This is a genomic window from Amycolatopsis cihanbeyliensis (assembly GCF_006715045.1).
In the GTDB taxonomy this organism is placed as follows: domain Bacteria; phylum Actinomycetota; class Actinomycetes; order Mycobacteriales; family Pseudonocardiaceae; genus Amycolatopsis; species Amycolatopsis cihanbeyliensis.
The window spans coordinates 2,261,331-2,275,712 of the sequence record NZ_VFML01000001.1 but is presented as its reverse complement, the minus strand read 5'-3'; the positions used below and the strand labels follow the sequence as shown (position 1 = coordinate 2,275,712).

At 70.6% G+C, this 14,382-nt stretch carries 16 protein-coding genes; 14 read left to right on the top strand and 2 right to left on the bottom strand.

The window, feature by feature from the left end:
* The first annotated feature begins 185 nt into the window (after positions 1-185).
* Both FB471_RS09950 and FB471_RS09945 read left to right on the top strand, forming a co-directional pair.
* Entirely contained in the window at positions 186-1,418 is a 1,233-nt protein-coding gene (locus FB471_RS09950) for an MFS transporter (RefSeq protein ID WP_425457048.1), read from the top strand.
* Between the two features lie 298 nt (positions 1,419-1,716).
* The gene (locus FB471_RS09945; RefSeq protein ID WP_141997140.1) at positions 1,717-2,967 is read left to right on the top strand and encodes a GGDEF domain-containing protein; all 1,251 of its coding nucleotides are present in this window, start codon (positions 1,717-1,719) and stop codon (positions 2,965-2,967) included.
* Here FB471_RS09945 and FB471_RS09940 read toward each other — a convergent pair.
* Positions 2,959-3,852, bottom strand: a complete 894-nt coding sequence (locus tag FB471_RS09940) for a LysR family transcriptional regulator (protein ID WP_141997138.1) — start codon at positions 3,850-3,852, stop codon at positions 2,959-2,961. The genes FB471_RS09945 and FB471_RS09940 overlap by 9 nt on opposite strands.
* Positions 3,853-3,912: 60 nt before the next feature.
* On the opposite strand from FB471_RS09940, the gene FB471_RS09935 reads away from it, so the two are divergent.
* From FB471_RS09935 to FB471_RS34045, 7 genes are all read left to right on the top strand, one after another.
* Positions 3,913-4,263 carry a DoxX family protein gene (locus FB471_RS09935; protein ID WP_141997135.1) on the top strand — a complete coding sequence of 117 codons (351 nt, stop codon included), beginning with the start codon at positions 3,913-3,915 and terminating at the stop codon, positions 4,261-4,263.
* Between the two features lie 108 nt (positions 4,264-4,371).
* Positions 4,372-4,902 (top strand): DUF5994 family protein, encoded by a 531-nt coding sequence (locus FB471_RS09930; protein WP_246076329.1) that lies wholly within the window; start codon positions 4,372-4,374, stop codon positions 4,900-4,902.
* 1 nt (position 4,903) lies between these two features.
* Positions 4,904-5,536, top strand: a complete 633-nt coding sequence (locus FB471_RS09925) for a GNAT family N-acetyltransferase (protein WP_141997133.1) — start codon at positions 4,904-4,906, stop codon at positions 5,534-5,536.
* Positions 5,537-5,723: 187 nt separating this feature from the next.
* Positions 5,724-7,040 (top strand): DEAD/DEAH box helicase, encoded by a 1,317-nt coding sequence (locus FB471_RS09920; protein ID WP_141997131.1) that lies wholly within the window; start codon positions 5,724-5,726, stop codon positions 7,038-7,040.
* 122 nt (positions 7,041-7,162) lie between these two features.
* Entirely contained in the window at positions 7,163-7,885 is a 723-nt protein-coding gene (locus tag FB471_RS09915; RefSeq protein WP_141997129.1) for a GAF and ANTAR domain-containing protein, read from the top strand.
* A 69-nt stretch (positions 7,886-7,954) separates the two neighbouring features.
* Positions 7,955-8,701, top strand: coding sequence for a GAF and ANTAR domain-containing protein (locus FB471_RS09910; RefSeq protein WP_141997127.1), 747 nt, complete (start codon positions 7,955-7,957; stop codon positions 8,699-8,701).
* Positions 8,702-8,795: 94 nt separating this feature from the next.
* The gene (locus tag FB471_RS34045; RefSeq protein WP_170220764.1) at positions 8,796-8,954 is read left to right on the top strand and encodes a DUF6307 family protein; all 159 of its coding nucleotides are present in this window, start codon (positions 8,796-8,798) and stop codon (positions 8,952-8,954) included.
* A 62-nt stretch (positions 8,955-9,016) separates the two neighbouring features.
* On the opposite strand, the gene FB471_RS09905 is transcribed toward FB471_RS34045, so the two are convergent.
* Positions 9,017-9,271: a DUF2631 domain-containing protein gene (locus FB471_RS09905; RefSeq protein ID WP_141997125.1), complete on the bottom strand. Its 255-nt coding sequence runs from the start codon at positions 9,269-9,271 to the stop codon at positions 9,017-9,019.
* 104 nt (positions 9,272-9,375) lie between these two features.
* Here FB471_RS09905 and dxr point away from each other — a divergent pair, with 104 nt between their 5' ends.
* The 5 genes from dxr (at position 9,376) to FB471_RS09880 (ending at position 14,321) form a co-directional block, all read left to right on the top strand.
* Positions 9,376-10,581: a 1-deoxy-D-xylulose-5-phosphate reductoisomerase gene (gene dxr, locus FB471_RS09900; protein WP_141997123.1), complete on the top strand. Its 1,206-nt coding sequence runs from the start codon at positions 9,376-9,378 to the stop codon at positions 10,579-10,581.
* 3 nt (positions 10,582-10,584) lie between these two features.
* Complete coding sequence (locus FB471_RS09895) at positions 10,585-11,811, top strand: M50 family metallopeptidase (protein ID WP_141997121.1); 1,227 nt, start codon at positions 10,585-10,587, stop codon at positions 11,809-11,811.
* 122 nt (positions 11,812-11,933) lie between these two features.
* Positions 11,934-13,082 carry a flavodoxin-dependent (E)-4-hydroxy-3-methylbut-2-enyl-diphosphate synthase gene (gene ispG / locus FB471_RS09890; RefSeq protein WP_141997119.1) on the top strand — a complete coding sequence of 383 codons (1,149 nt, stop codon included), beginning with the start codon at positions 11,934-11,936 and terminating at the stop codon, positions 13,080-13,082.
* Between the two features lie 4 nt (positions 13,083-13,086).
* Positions 13,087-13,941 carry an AraC family transcriptional regulator gene (locus FB471_RS09885; protein ID WP_141997117.1) on the top strand — a complete coding sequence of 285 codons (855 nt, stop codon included), beginning with the start codon at positions 13,087-13,089 and terminating at the stop codon, positions 13,939-13,941.
* Positions 13,938-14,321 (top strand): VOC family protein, encoded by a 384-nt coding sequence (locus tag FB471_RS09880; protein WP_141997115.1) that lies wholly within the window; start codon positions 13,938-13,940, stop codon positions 14,319-14,321. Before FB471_RS09885 ends, FB471_RS09880 begins: the two co-directional genes overlap by 4 nt.
* Positions 14,322-14,382 lie beyond the last annotated feature (61 nt).

The window sequence follows — 14,382 nt, the reverse complement described above, 5'->3', positions numbered from 1 at the left end:
GCCGCGATCTGCCGGCACCACGATGCCCGGCTGGCCACCCGAAACACGAAGGATTTACGGCACACCGGAGTACCCGTTCTTGATCCGGGGAATCTCGAGTCCGTCTAGGGTGAGGGAATGGGGCGGAGGGCCTTGGTACCCGGGCGTCGGGGTACCACGACAGGGGCGGGTTGAGCGTGAGTCGGGTGTCGTTCGGATCGGTGCTGGCGGAACGGGAGTTCCGTTCGCTCTGGTTCGCCGAGTTGCTGTCCGTGTGCGGGGACCAGCTGGCGCGGGTCGCGCTGGCGGTGCTGGTGTTCCAGCGCACGAACTCGGCGGCGCTGACCGGGCTCACCTACGCGTTGACCTACATCCCGACCGTGCTCGGCGGGGTGCTGCTGGCCAGCTGGGGTGACCGTCGCTCGCGCCGGGACGTCATGGTGCTCACCGACCTGGTGCGCGCGCTGCTCGTCGGCGCGATGGTGCTACCGGGCCTTCCGCTGTGGGTGCTGTGCGTTCTGGTGGCGGTGATGACCCTGTTCGGCGGCCCGTTCAAGGCCGCGCAGCAGGCGATCCTTCCTACCGTGCTGAAGGGGGAGCGCTACACCGTCGGCATGGCGCTGCGCAACGTCACCATGCAGTCGGCGCAGGTGGCCGGCTTCGCTGGTGGCGGGCTGCTGGTCGCGGCGATCAATCCGACCATGGGGCTCGCGGTGAACGCGGCCACCTTCGCCGTCTCGGGGCTGGTGGTCCGGTACGGCGTGCGGTACCACCCGCCGGTGGCCGCCCCGGCGGTGGCGGCGGGCTGGCGCTCCTGGTTGTCCTCGACCACCGCCGGGGCACGCCTGGTGTGGCGCGACACCGGGTTGCGCACCCTGGTCGCGCTGAACTGGCTGGCCGGCTTCTACGTGGTGCCGGAGACCATCGCGGCACCGTACGCCGCCAGCCTCGGCCTCGGCACGGCCGCCGTCGGTTGGCTGATGGCGGCCGACCCGATCGGCAGCGTGCTCGGCGGGTTCCTGTTCGGCCGGTGGATACCGGAACGCGTGCAGGTGCGGGTCATCGGGCTGCTCGGTATCGCGGCCGGTGTCCCGCTCGTGCTCTGCCTGCTGCATCCGGGGCTGGTGCCCTCGATGGTGCTGTTCGGCCTTTCCGGCCTGCTGGCAACCGGCTACAACATCCAGGGCGTGGTGCAGTTCATGCGCAGGTTGCCCGACGCGCAGCGCGCGCAGGGGTCGGGGCTGAACTCCACCGGCCTGGTCACCGTGCAAGGTCTCGGCGCCGCGGCGGCCGGCGGCCTTGCCGAGCTGATCGGCCCGGCCCACACCATCGCGGTGGCCGGTGCCGCCGGGATCGTGGTGGCGGTACCCATCGCGATGGCATGGGGCCGCGTTCGTACTCGACCGGGCGTGACCCCGGCCGCGGAGGGGGCGGGATGATGTTCAGTTGCCACGGTCGCGCATGGCGGGCCTCGCTTTCCGCGATCGATGGGGATGGACATCGGGATCAGTTGCCGCGGTCACGCATGGCTGCGCCTCCTTCCGGACTGCTCGAGGTGCCTGGAGTGGTAGTTCCGTTCAGTTGCCACGGTCACGCATCGCCGTCTCCTTTCGCCACGGGCCGGTTGGCCTCGGTGCAGCGCGGGCGGAGAGCTACACTCGTCCGCGAGGGCGCACGATAAGTATGGAGACCGAAGACCCAACCCCGGTAACAACGCTCCGTGTTCGCGCGGCGCTCGTGCGTCCTTCTGCCTGGACACTGTGGCGGCAGCGCCCTCGGGTCATCGGCTATTGCCTGGCCTGCGTGCTGGCCGTGGTGTTGCTCACCGTGCTCCTGCTGCGCTCCCGGCCGCCGACGCGGGGAGATCTGGTCCTGTTCGCGGTGCTGGTCGGGCTCGGGATCCTGCAGGCCGAGCTCGGGCGCCAGGTGGAGCGGGTGCGCAGGCGGCTGTCCGGCGGCCCGCACGTCACGATGAGCTCCACCTGGACCTTCGCCGCCGTGCTCATCGTGCCGCCTGCCCTTGCCGCGGCCCTGACCGCGGTGCTCTACCTGCACCTGGGGCTGCGTAGCTGGTACCGGCTGCATCGGGTGCCGCCGTTCCGGACCACGAACAACGCCTGCTGCGTCATCCTGTCCTGCTACGCGGCCGCCGGAGTCCTGCTGGTCACCGGCGTACACGATATGCCGACGGCCATCGCCGTGGGCTGGCAGGGCGTCGCCGCCGTGCTCGGGGCGATGGTGATGCAGTTCGTCGTCAACGCCGTGGTGATCCTGCCCGCGCGGAACACCATCGGGCGTACCCCGCGCGAGCTCTTCGGTGGCTGGGCCGACAACGGCCTCGACCTCGCCACCCTGTGCGTCGGCGTGTTCAACGGGGTGGTGCTGGCGACCCTGCCCGGCCTGATCGTGGTCGCCCTGCCCCTGGTGCTGCTGATGCACCGCGTCGTGCTGGTCAGCCAGCTCGAGGCCGCGGCGACCCGGGACGAGAAGACCGGCGTGTTCAATCCCGCCGGCTGGCGCACCCGTGCCGAGGCCGCGCTGGCGCATACCGAACGCGCGCACACCGGGCTCGGCCTGCTGATGATCGACCTCGACTACTTCAAACAGGTCAACGACACCTACGGCCATCCGGCGGGCGACGCCGTCCTGAAGGCGACCGCCGCCACGATCACCCGCAGCGTGCGTGACCACAACGACGCGGTCGGCCGGTACGGGGGTGAGGAGTTCGTCGTCGCGCTCCCGGACATCGAGCCGGGCGACGTCGCCATCGTCGCCGAACGCATCCGGCATGCGGTCAGCCAGCTCGCGGTCGAGGTGGGGACCGATGCGCAGCCGACGATCATCACGGGGCTTTCCGTCTCGGTGGGAACGGCCACCCGTCCCACCACCGGCTCCACGCTCGACGCGCTGATCGCCGTCGCCGACGGCGCGCTTTACCAGGCGAAACACGCCGGGCGCAACCGGGTGGTGCCGGGCGTGTCAGCGTGACTGCGCCTGCTCCCGGCAGCAGCGCACGAAGTCCTCGACGACCGGGTTGGCGTCGGCGGGCGCCCAGGCGATGCCGACCTGGCTGGGACTGACCCCGGTGACCGGCCGGTAGCTGACGCCGGGTCGGGAGTAGAACCGTGCCGCGGACTCCGGGGCCAGCGCGACGCCGTAGCCGTTGGCGATGGCCTGCAGCCAGTCGTCGGGCTGGTCGGTGGTCGCGCCGATCCGGGGAGGGTGGCCTGCCCGTTCCGCGGTGGCCAGCCAGTAGTCCCGCCAGGCACCCGTCTCGGCAGGGGCGGCGACGAACGGTTCGTCCCTCAGCTCGTGGAACGGGACCTCCGCCCGCGCCGCGAGCGGGTGGCCCGCGGGCAGCGCTACCCACCGTGGCTCGGTGAGCAGCACCTCCACCCGCAGCGCGTCCTGGCCGGGGAAGGGCAGCCGCAGCAGCGCGGCGTCAACCTCACCGTCGGCCAGCCCGGCGGAGGGATCCGACCAGGTCGCCTGCCGCATCTCCACCCGCCATCCCGGCCGGAGCCTGCCGAACGCGGTGATGATGTCCTGCGTCGCCTCGTTGGCGGCGCTGGCGAGGAACCCGATCCGCAGCACCCTGGCCGCCCGGCTCGCCGCGCTCTTGGTTTCCCGCAGTGTCCGGTCGCAGGTGGCCAGCAACGCGGGTGCCCGCTCCGCCAGCGCCCGTCCCGCCGCGGTGAGCGACATCCCTTCCCTGGACCGGGTGAACAGGCGTACCCCGAGGCGGGTCTCGAGGCGTCTGACCTGCTTGGTCAGGGCAGGCTGGGAGACGAACAGGCGCTGGGCGGCCCGGGTGAGGCTGCCTTCCTCGGCGATCGCGAGGAAGCAGCGGACCAGCCGGGTGTCCACATCCATGCCATGAGGTTATAGAAGCTGGTATTGGACGCCTCACCGGCTCGCGGTCAGGCTTGAGCCGTGTTCACCCTCTACCTGGTCGTGGTACTCGTGACCGCCACCGGCACCCTCGCGGCGGCCGTCGCCGATTTCCTCCGCACCGAGTGGATTCTCGGAAACATGCGCAAGTACGGGTTGCCGAAGTCCTGGATCCACCCGCTGGGTGCGGTGAAGGCCGCGGGCGCGCTCGGGCTGCTCGCGGGCTTCGCCGTGCCGGCACTCGGGATCGCGGCCGCGGCCGGGCTCGTGCTGTACTTCGCGGGCGCGATGCTCACCGTCGCCCGCGCCCGGTGGTACGCGCATCTGGTGTACCCGGGCGTGTTCCTGCTGCTGGCCACCGGTTCACTCGCGCTGCGCCTCATCGCGCCATGAAGCGTAGACTCAAGGGTGTCAGGGGCATCTCGTACGCGGCGTTCGAGTTCGTGTCGTCCCTGGCAGGCAAGCCCGGCCGGACTCCGGCCGGAGACGAGGAGCGCCGACATGACGTCGGGCCCGCACACACCAGTCGCCACCCCGGTGGCCACCGCACCCCCGAGAATCATCGGCCCACTACGGCCCGCACTGCGATTGCGCCTGAAGCCGAAGGCGCCCACCACGGGTCACGTCGACGGCGCATGGTGGCCCCGATCCCGCAACCTCGCGGCCGAGCTGCCCCAACTGTTCGCGGTGCTGGAGATCCGGCCGGGCCGGATCGAACGGCTGACCTACAACCTGGCGGCCTGGAAGCCGGCCGCGCGTCGGCTGCCGGTCGAAGGGCACGCCGTCCGGCTGGACGGGTTCCGTTCGCAGCACCCGGACACCGTGACGGTAGTCGGCAAGGACAGGCAACGCCTGACCCTGCTCGTGATACCGCCCGACGCGACGTCCGCCTTGGCCCGACAGGCCTCGACGAGGGCAGCACGCCAGGGCGATGTCACGAGTGTCGAGGAGCTTCTCGCCCCCCGCGTCGGCGTGGCGGAGGCCGTGGAGACGGCGACCCAGCGCTGGGAGATGGACGGAGGTCGAGTCTGACATGCTGTCCCAACATCGGCTCCAGGCCGCGAACACGACCGGTGCGGGCACACCGGCACTGCGCCCACCGTTGACCACCGAGCGACTGGTCCTGCGCGGCTGGCGGGTCGATGACGCACCGGCCGCGCTGACCATCTTCGGGCACGCCGCGGTGGCGCGCTGGCTCAGCCCGGATATGGACCAGGTTCCCGACCTCGCCGCCATGCGGCTGCTGTTGCAGCAGTGGATCGCGGAAACCGCTCGGATGCCGTTACCGGCCGGTCGCTGGGCCATGCAACGACGGGAGGACGGTCGGATCATCGGCGGCGCGATCCTGCTGCCCCTCCCACCGGGAAACGAGGATTTCGAGATCGGCTGGCAGCTACACCCCGAAGCCTGGGGCCAGGGATACGCCACCGAGGCCACTCATGCGCTGGCAGGCTGGACGTTCCGCCACGACGTCGACGAACTGTTCGCCGTGGTACGGCCCGGCAACACCCGTGCCGCGGCCACCGTTCGCCGGAACGGCATGCACTGGGTGGGTGAAACAAACAAGTACTTCGGCCTCACCCTGCAAGTCTTCCGGCTCCGCCCCGCCGACCTCGACCAGGCGGCCCCGAACGGCCTGCTCCCGCCCGCGTTCGGAGCCAACTGACGCCGAGCGCCACCCGCGACGGCTCGCGAGGCATCAGCCCGCCGGTTCACGGGTAGATCGGGTAATGTCGGTGACACGGCCCGTCCAGTTCTGCCTCGGGCCGTGTCTCGGGTCGGCCCTCACGTGCCGCGGTCCGCGGCTGGATTCGCGCCGGGCAGGACACCCCCTGCTACCCATCGGAGACTTCATGGCGGCCACCCGCCACCAGCACCCATCCTCGCCCTCCGCCCCCACCTCGTTCACCGAACTCGGGGTGCCACCAGCCCTCGTCGCCGCGCTCGCGGGCCAGGGCATCGAAACGCCCTTCCCGATCCAGGCGGCGACGTTACCGTCGTCACTGGCGGGCCGGGACGTACTCGGCCGTGGACGCACCGGCTCCGGCAAGACCTACGCGTTCGTCCTGCCGGTACTGGCCCGGCTGGCCGCGAGCACCGACAGGCGACAGCCGCGGCGCCCGCGCGCGCTCATCCTCGCGCCGACCCGCGAACTCGCCAGCCAGATCGAAGCGGCGATGGCCCCGCTGGCCGAAGCGCTCTCGCTGCGCACCCTGACCGTGTTCGGCGGGGTGAGCCCCGGCCCGCAGATCTCCGGCCTGCGGGCAGGCGTCGATGTACTGGTGGCCTGCCCCGGCCGGCTCGCCGACCACCTCGAATCCGGTCACGTGCACCTCGACGCGGTCGAGGTCACCGTGCTGGACGAGGCCGACCACATGGCCGATCTCGGCTTCCTCCCGGCCGTCCGGCGGTTGCTCGAGCGCACCCGCAGGGGAGGTCAGCGGCTGCTGTTCTCGGCGACCCTGGATGCCGGGGTGGACGTGCTGGTGCGCCGGTTCCTGACCGACCCGGTCACGCACAGCGTCGACTCCGCTCGGTCCCCGGTCACGGCGATGCGGCACCACGTGCTGCACGTGCGGCCGGACCAGCGGTACCCGGTGCTGGTCGAGCTCGCCTCGGCGCCGGAGCGCACCCTGGTGTTCACCAGGACCAAGCACCGGGCGAAGGCGCTGACGCGTCAACTCGTCGCCTCCGGTGTCCCCGCCGTCGAGCTGCACGGGAACCTCGGCCAGACCGCACGTACCCGCAACCTCGGCGCGTTCGCGGCAGGGACCGCGACGGTGCTGGTCGCTACCGACATCGCCGCACGGGGGGTCCATGTCGACGACGTGACGCTGGTCGTGCACGCCGACCCTCCGGTCGAGCACAAGGCATACCTGCACCGGTCGGGCCGGACGGCCAGAGCGGGCGCCCGGGGCACCGTGGTCACGCTGATGACCGACGAGCAGTCCGCCGACGTACGCGAGCTGACCCGGAAGGCCGGCATCACGGCGACGACGACGAAACTCGACGCCGGACATCCCCTGCTGACCGAGCTCGCACCCGGCGAACGCAGCTTCACTCCGCCGCCCGCGAAACAGCCACGGTCGGCCCGGCCACGCCGGGGTGGTGGCGGCAAGCAGCGAGTCTCCGCGGCCCCGCGCTCCGGAGGCCGTCGTGGTACCCGATGACCGCACCGGTGCTCAGGCACCCTGTCGGTGCTCCGTCGCGCGCCGGAGCGCGACGAGAAGCGGACTCCGGCAGGGTGGAGGAACGCCGACGGGCACACGACCGGAGAGGCAGGGCGAGTGCGATGGCTGGCTTCGGCGGCGACCGGCTCCCACAGGTCTCGGCCTGGGTGAGCGAGCGGGCCGCCGGCCTGCGGACACGGGTGTCGATGCGGTTGATCTGCGAGACGGCCGTCACGCGGCTCGGGGTGAGCGGTGCCGTGGTGACGATGCACAACCCCGCGGGATGGCCGGAGACCGCGGAGTCCACCGGTGTGCTCGCGGACCGGCTGGCGGAGTTGGAGGTCACCCTCGGCGAGGGGCCGTGCCTGGACGCCTCCCGCGACGGCCGCCCGGTCCTGATCGCCGATCTGCACCGCCCGGCAGGCCGGGCTCGTTGGCCGCTGTTCGCGCCGCTGGCGGTCGAGGCAGGGGCCGGCGCCCTGTTCGCGTTACCGATGTGTGTCGGCTCGATCGGGGTGGGGGTGCTCGCGCTGCATCGGGTGGTGGCAGGGGAGCTCGGACCGGTGGCGCTGGCGGACTCCCTGGCGTTCACGGAGCTGGCCATGCGGCTCCTGCTCGACGAGCGGGCGGGGTTGCTGTCCGAGAACGGCGAGCCGGCGACCACCAACGACCTGCCGCTGCACAATGCGCAACTACACCAGGCGACCGGGATGATCGCGGCCCAGCTGGAGGTCGGAATGGGGGACGCGTTCGCTGTCCTGCGGGCGCGCGCGTTCGCCGACCGGCGGCTGCTGGCCGATCTGGCCGCCGATGTGGTCACCCGCCGGTTCCGGTTCGAACGATGACGCCCGGAGCACGCAGGACGTGGCTCGGGATGGGAGCGTTATTCTGGGAACAGCATGGAGGTGACGGGGATGGCTGATGACCGTCTCATCGAAACGTTCGTCGAACTGGCGGACACCATGGTCGACGACTTCGATGTAATCGACTTCCTGCATCTGCTGGTGGACCGGTGCGTGGAGCTGCTCAGCGTCGACGCCGCCGGCCTGTTGCTGGCCGACCAGCACGGCAAGCTGCAACTGATCGCGACCTCGAACGAGCAGGCCCGGCTGCTGGAGTTGTTCCAGCTACAGAACGACGACGGTCCCTGCCTGGATGCGTTCGCGACCGGGAGCAGGGTCGGCGATCCCGGACTGACCCGCGCGAGCGGTCGCTGGCCGCGGTTCGCCACCGCGGCGACCACCGCGGGGTTCACCGCGGTTGACGCCTTTCCGATGCGGTTGCGCAACGAGGTCATCGGCGCGCTCAACCTCTTCCGGGCGCGACCGGGTGAGCTGGCGGGCAGCAGCCTGCGGACCGCGCAGGCGCTGGTCGACGTGGCCACCATCGGCCTGTTGCAGGAACGGTCGATTCGGCATCAGGAGGTGCTGACCGAGCAGCTGCAGGCGGCGTTGAACAGCCGGGTGCTCATCGAGCAGGCCAAGGGTCTGCTCGCCGAACGCCTGGGGGTGGACATGGAGGGCGCCTTTGCCGCGCTCCGTGGCTACGCCCGGGGACACAATCTGAAGTTACGGGACGTGGCCGGAGCGGTCGTCGCCGGTCAGACGAGTACCGATGCCCTGGTCGGGGGCCGGAGTCCATCGACCCGTCCCGAGCGCTGAAGCCAACCGGCCACCACCGGCCATCCGTGTCCGGTGTGCCGGACCGATTTTCGACCCGACAGTTCGACCGACAGTTCGACCGACAAGGAGCCCCATGACCTCGAGTCCCGTTTTCGTCTCCCGCTACGACCAGCGGATCAAGCTCGTGCAGGACGTGCTGAAAGAGCACACGACATACTCGGACGAGAAATGCCGTGAGCTCGCGGTACAGGTGCTGCACACCGTGGACACGATTCCCGAGAAGATGCGCTGATCCCGAGAAAGATGCGCTGAGCGCCCGTTCGGGCGGTGTCTCCGCGGCGCGGAGACACCCCCTTACCTGCGCCAGGCGGTGCGCTGCTTGCGCAGGTCGAGCAGCAGCAGGCCGATCACGCCCAGACCCAGGCCGATCAGCCAGACGTTCTCGGTGTTGTTCTCGTGGTTACCGATCAGCATGACGAACAGCCCGAAGGCGATGAACCAGCCGAAGGCCCTGGTGATCTTGGGGAACCTGCCGTGCCAGCCCCAGTCCACGGAGGGCTCCTCCTGCGGGTCAACGGCGTAGCGTCGCTCGACCGCCTTACCTGCCACGATCACTCCTCACGGCCATTCAGGGCACCTGACCAGCCGATGATTTCACACCGCAGGGGTGCCACCGCGACACCCTGGCCGTGGTCTCCGCGACAATAGCCGTGATGGATGGCAAAAGAAGCGTGTTGCTGCTGGGCTCCACCGGCTCGATCGGCACCCAGGCGCTGGACGTCGCCGCGCGCAACCCCGACCTGTTCCGGATCGCCGGGCTGGCCGCGGGCGGCTCCGACCCCGGCCTGCTCGCCGAGCAGGCGTTGGCGCATTCGGTCGACGCCGTGGCGGTCACCAAACCCACCGTGCTGGAGGACCTGCAACTCGCGCTGTACGCCGAGGCCCAGCGCCGCGGCTACGCCCGGGGCGAGTTCCGCCTGCCGCGCATCTTCGCCGGTGCCGACGCGGTCATCGAGCTGATCGACGCGGTGGGCGCGGACGTGGTGCTCAACGGCATGCCCGGCTCGCGCGGCCTTGCGCCCACCCTGCGCGCGCTGGAGTCCGGCGCCATGCTGGCGCTGGCCAACAAGGAGTCACTGATCGCGGGCGGGCCGCTGGTGCTGGCCGCCGCGGGCCCCGGCCAACTCGTCCCGGTGGACTCCGAGCATTCCGCGCTGGCGCAGGCCCTGCGTGGTGGCCGCGCCGAGGAGGTGGACCGGCTGGTGCTCACCGCGTCCGGCGGACCCTTCCGCGGGCGGGGCAGGGAGCAGATGGCGCAGGTCACGGTCGCCGAGGCGCTGGCACACCCCACCTGGTCGATGGGCCCGCTGGTCACCATCAACTCGGCAACCCTGGCCAACAAGGGGCTGGAGCTGATCGAGGCGAGCCTGCTGTTCGACATTCCGTGCGACCGGATCGACGTGGTGGTGCACCCGCAGTCGATCGTGCACTCCATGGTGACCTTCACCGACGGTTCCACGCTGGCCCAGGCCAGCCCACCGGACATGCGACTGCCGATCGCGCTGGCGCTGCGCTGGCCGGACCGGGTTCCCGGCGCGGCACCGGCCTGTACCTGGGACTCCCCGGCGACCTGGACGTTCGAGCCGCTGGACGAGCAGGTGTTCCCCGCGGTGGAGCTGGCCCGCCATGCCGGTACCGTTGGCGGTTGCCTTCCGGCCGTGTTCAACGCGGCCAACGAGGAGCTGGTCGGTGCGTTCCTGGAGCAGAACAGGGGTTTCACCTCCATCATGGACACTGTGACGAAGGTGGTGGAAGCCGCCGACGAGTGGCGTCGCGAGCCGCGTGACGTCGAAGACGTACTGGCCGCGGAACAGTGGGCCCGCGCCCGCGCCGTTTCGATCAACACCGAGGGGAAGTAGGGCGTGCTCGCCTACATTCTTGGAGTCGCGCTGTTCGCGCTGGGCATCTGCGTGTCCGTCGCGCTGCACGAGGCTGGGCACATGGTCACCGCGAAGGCGTTCGGGATGAAGGTCCGGCGCTACTTCGTCGGCTTCGGGCCCACCGTGTTCTCCTTCCGCCGTGGGGAGACCGAGTACGGCCTGAAGTGGATCCCGCTCGGTGGGTTCTGCGATATCGCGGGCATGACCGCGCTGGACGAGGTCACCCCCGCCGAGGCGCCGAAGGCGATGTGGCGGTTCAAGGTCTGGAAGCGCACGATCGTGCTCGCCGCGGGCTCGATCACCCACTTCATCCTCGGCTTCATCGTGCTGTACCTGATGGCCGCCACCATGGGCCTGCCGAACCTGATGGGCACCCCGGAGATCGCCTCGGTGTCCAACTGTGTCCAGGACGCCCGCACCGACGAGCAGTACCGCAACCCGACCTGCACACCCGGCGCGCCCGCTCCGGCGCTGAACGCGGGCATCCAGCCGGGCGACGTGATCGTCGCCGTCGCGGGCACGCCCACTCCGACCTACAGCGACGTGGTGGACGAGATCCAGCCCCGCTCCGGCCCGACCCCGGTGGAGGTGCGCAGGGACGGCGAGATCGTCCAGCTGCGGGTGGACGTGGCCAAGGTGGAACGGCCGATGGTCGACCCGCAGAACCCCTCCGGGTCGCCGCAGATCGTGGAGACCGGCTCGATCGGGGTCACCTTCCCGCGGATGTTCGACTACGGCCCGATCGCCGCGATCGGCGGCGCCGCCAGCTTCACCGGGGAGATGTTCGTACAGACCTGGCAGCGCTTGCTGGAGTTCCCCGAGCGTATCCCCGCCGTGGTCGAGTCCATCTTCGGCGAGGAACGGGACCCGAACACCCCGATGAGCGTGGTCGGCGCCAGCCGGATCGGCGGTGAGGCCGTCGAGCAGGGCCTGTGGACCCTGTTCCTGCTGCTGCTGGCCAGCCTGAACTTCTTCATCGGCGTGTTCAACCTGCTGCCGTTGCTCCCGCTCGATGGCGGGCATATCGCGGTGACCTGGTACGAGAAGGTCCGCGACTGGTTGCGCAAGCTGCGCGGCAAGGCCGCGGGCGGGCCGGTGGACTACACGAAGCTGTCCGCGGTGACCATGGTGCTGGTGTTCATCGGCGGGGCCGTGGTCCTGCTCACCGTGACGGCCGACATCGTCAACCCGATCCGCATTACCCAGTAGCGTTTTCGCAGGTCAGTGCCAGGGGGTCCGGCGAGGGGCCGGGAGCCGTCGCGCGCACTCACCAGGCGTGACGACGGTATCGTTTGGGTTGACGCATTCGCATATCGGTTGCAGAGGACTCGATGACCGTCGCACTCGGCTTGCCAGCCATGCCCCCTCCGGTGCTCGCCGAGCGCCGCAAGACACGCCAGCTGATGGTCGGCCCCGTCGGGGTCGGCAGCGACCACCCGGTCTCGGTGCAGTCGATGACCACCACCGAGACCGCCGACGTCAACGCCACCCTGCAGCAGATCGCCGAGCTGACCGCCGCGGGCTGTGACATCGTCCGGGTGGCCTGTCCCAGCGCCGACGACGCGGAGGCGCTGCCGGCGATCGCCAGGAAGTCGCAGATCCCGGTGGTCGCCGACATCCACTTCCAGCCCAAGTACGTGTTCGCTGCCATCGAGGCCGGGTGCGCCGCCGTGCGGGTGAACCCCGGCAACATCCGCAAGTTCGACGACCAGGTCGCCGAGATCGCGCAGGCCGCCAAGGACCACGGCACCCCGATCCGGATCGGGGTGAACGCCGGTTCACTCGACAAGCGGCTGATGGAGAAGCACGGCAAGGCCACCCCGGAGGCGTTGGCCGAGTCGGCGCTGTGGGAGGCGAGCCTGTTCGCCGAACACGACTTCCACGACCTGAAGATCTCGGTCAAGCACAACGACCCGGTGGTCATGGTGCGGGCCTACGAGATCCTTGCCGAGCAGTGCGACTACCCCCTGCACCTCGGCGTGACCGAGGCCGGCCCCGCCTTCCAGGGCACGATCAAGTCCGCGGTCGCCTTCGGTGCGCTGCTGAGCCAGGGAATCGGGGACACCATCCGGGTGTCGCTGTCCGCGCCCCCGGTGGAGGAGGTCAAGGTCGGCGCGCAGATCCTGCAGTCGCTGAACCTGCGCCCACGCAAACTGGAGATCGTGTCCTGCCCGTCCTGCGGGCGCGCGCAGGTCGACGTCTACAAGCTGGCCGACGAGGTCACCGCGGGCCTGGAGGGGATGGAGGTTCCGCTGCGGGTCGCCGTGATGGGCTGCGTGGTGAACGGGCCGGGTGAGGCGCGCGAGGCCGACCTCGGGGTGGCCTCGGGCAACGGCAAGGGCCAGATCTTCGTCAAGGGCGAGGTGATCAAGACGGTGCCCGAACATCAGATCGTGGAGACGCTGATCGAGGAGGCGCTGCGTATCGCCGAGGAGACCGGCGAGGGCGCGGGCGGCTCCCCGGAGGTCGTGGTTTCCTGATCGTATGGCCGGATCCGAGTTCGCCGTGCGTCCGCCGCACCCGTCGCTGCGGTGGCTGGTCACCCGGTACATCGGCTATCGGCAGCAGGACGTCCGGCTGCCGGTGCACCGTGGCCTGCCCTCCCGGCACGTCACCCTGAACATCAGCCTGGCCGGGCCGGTCCGGATGATCGCCATGCCACGTCCGGACCAGGCGCCTACCAGTGCGCGGGCACTGGCGGGCGGGCTGCACACGGCACCGGTGCTGATCGCGCAGGATCGCGACCAGTGCGGCATCCAGCTCGAGCTGAACCCGCTGGGTACCCGCGCGCTGCTCGGGCTGCCCGCGGCGGAGCTGAGCGGGTACGTGGTGGACCTGGCGGACCTCGGTCCCGGCCGGCTCGCCACGCTGCCGGAACGCCTGGCCGACGCCCCCGGCTGGCGGCGGCGGTTCGCCATCCTGGACGAGGTGCTGCGCGCCGAGTCGGCCGGTGTCGCCGCACCGGCACCCGAGATCGACTGGGCATGGCGGCGGCTGTGCGCCGCGCGCGGCCTGCTCAGGGTCGACGCGCTGGCCGCCGAGGTCGGCTGGAGTCGCAGGCACTTCGGGGAGCGGTTCCGCCGCGAACTCGGCCTGCCCCCGAAGCAGGCGGCCAGGGTGCTGCGTTTCGAGCGGGCCGGTGAGCTGCTGCGCCGGCACGGCAGGCTCGACCTCGCCGAGCTGGCGGTCACCTCCGGCTTCTACGACCAGGCGCACCTGACCAACGAGTGGCGCGCGCTGGCAGGGTGTTCCCCGGGCGCCTGGATCGCCGAGGAGCTGCCGGAGCTCTCATTCGACCAAGAAACCGCGGGTACCGCCGCCGCAGACTCGACGGTATGAACAATCCGGGAATCTGGCCCTGCCTTCGTTTCACCGACGCCGAAGCCGCGCGGCGCTTCCTCACCGAGGTGTTCGGCTTCACCGAGACCCTGACCGTCCGTGGCGACGACGGCGTGTCGATCGTGCACGGCGAGCTGAGGTGGCCGGAGGGCGGCGGTGTGATGTACAGCTCGGCCGCCGAATGCGAGAACGGTCCCGCCCCGGGCGAGCAGTACCTGTGCGTGGTCACCGGTGACCCGGACGCGGTGCACGAGCGGGCCGTGGCGGCGGGCGCGCAGGTGCCGCAGCCGCCCGGCGACAGCGGGCACGGCTCCCGCCTCGCCGCCGTCGCCGATCCGGAGGGCAACATCTGGACGTTCGACACGTACCGGGGCGCCTGACACCGGAGAACCCAGCGTGTCCAGGGACTGTGTTTTCCGTTACGCGACTTATCTGGCACGC

Coding starts and splice junctions, on each gene's coding strand:
- FB471_RS09940 (WP_141997138.1), bottom strand. CDS start 3,852: ATGGATGTGGACACCCGGCTGGTCCGCTGCTTCCTCGCGATCGCCGAG.
- FB471_RS09930 (WP_246076329.1), top strand. CDS start 4,372: ATGACGTCGGGCCCGCACACACCAGTCGCCACCCCGGTGGCCACCGCA.
- FB471_RS09925 (WP_141997133.1), top strand. CDS start 4,904: ATGCTGTCCCAACATCGGCTCCAGGCCGCGAACACGACCGGTGCGGGC.
- FB471_RS09920 (WP_141997131.1), top strand. CDS start 5,724: ATGGCGGCCACCCGCCACCAGCACCCATCCTCGCCCTCCGCCCCCACC.
- FB471_RS09915 (WP_141997129.1), top strand. CDS start 7,163: ATGGCTGGCTTCGGCGGCGACCGGCTCCCACAGGTCTCGGCCTGGGTG.
- FB471_RS09910 (WP_141997127.1), top strand. CDS start 7,955: ATGGCTGATGACCGTCTCATCGAAACGTTCGTCGAACTGGCGGACACC.
- FB471_RS34045 (WP_170220764.1), top strand. CDS start 8,796: ATGACCTCGAGTCCCGTTTTCGTCTCCCGCTACGACCAGCGGATCAAG.
- dxr (WP_141997123.1), top strand. CDS start 9,376: ATGGATGGCAAAAGAAGCGTGTTGCTGCTGGGCTCCACCGGCTCGATC.
- ispG (WP_141997119.1), top strand. CDS start 11,934: ATGACCGTCGCACTCGGCTTGCCAGCCATGCCCCCTCCGGTGCTCGCC.
- FB471_RS09885 (WP_141997117.1), top strand. CDS start 13,087: ATGGCCGGATCCGAGTTCGCCGTGCGTCCGCCGCACCCGTCGCTGCGG.
- FB471_RS09880 (WP_141997115.1), top strand. CDS start 13,938: ATGAACAATCCGGGAATCTGGCCCTGCCTTCGTTTCACCGACGCCGAA.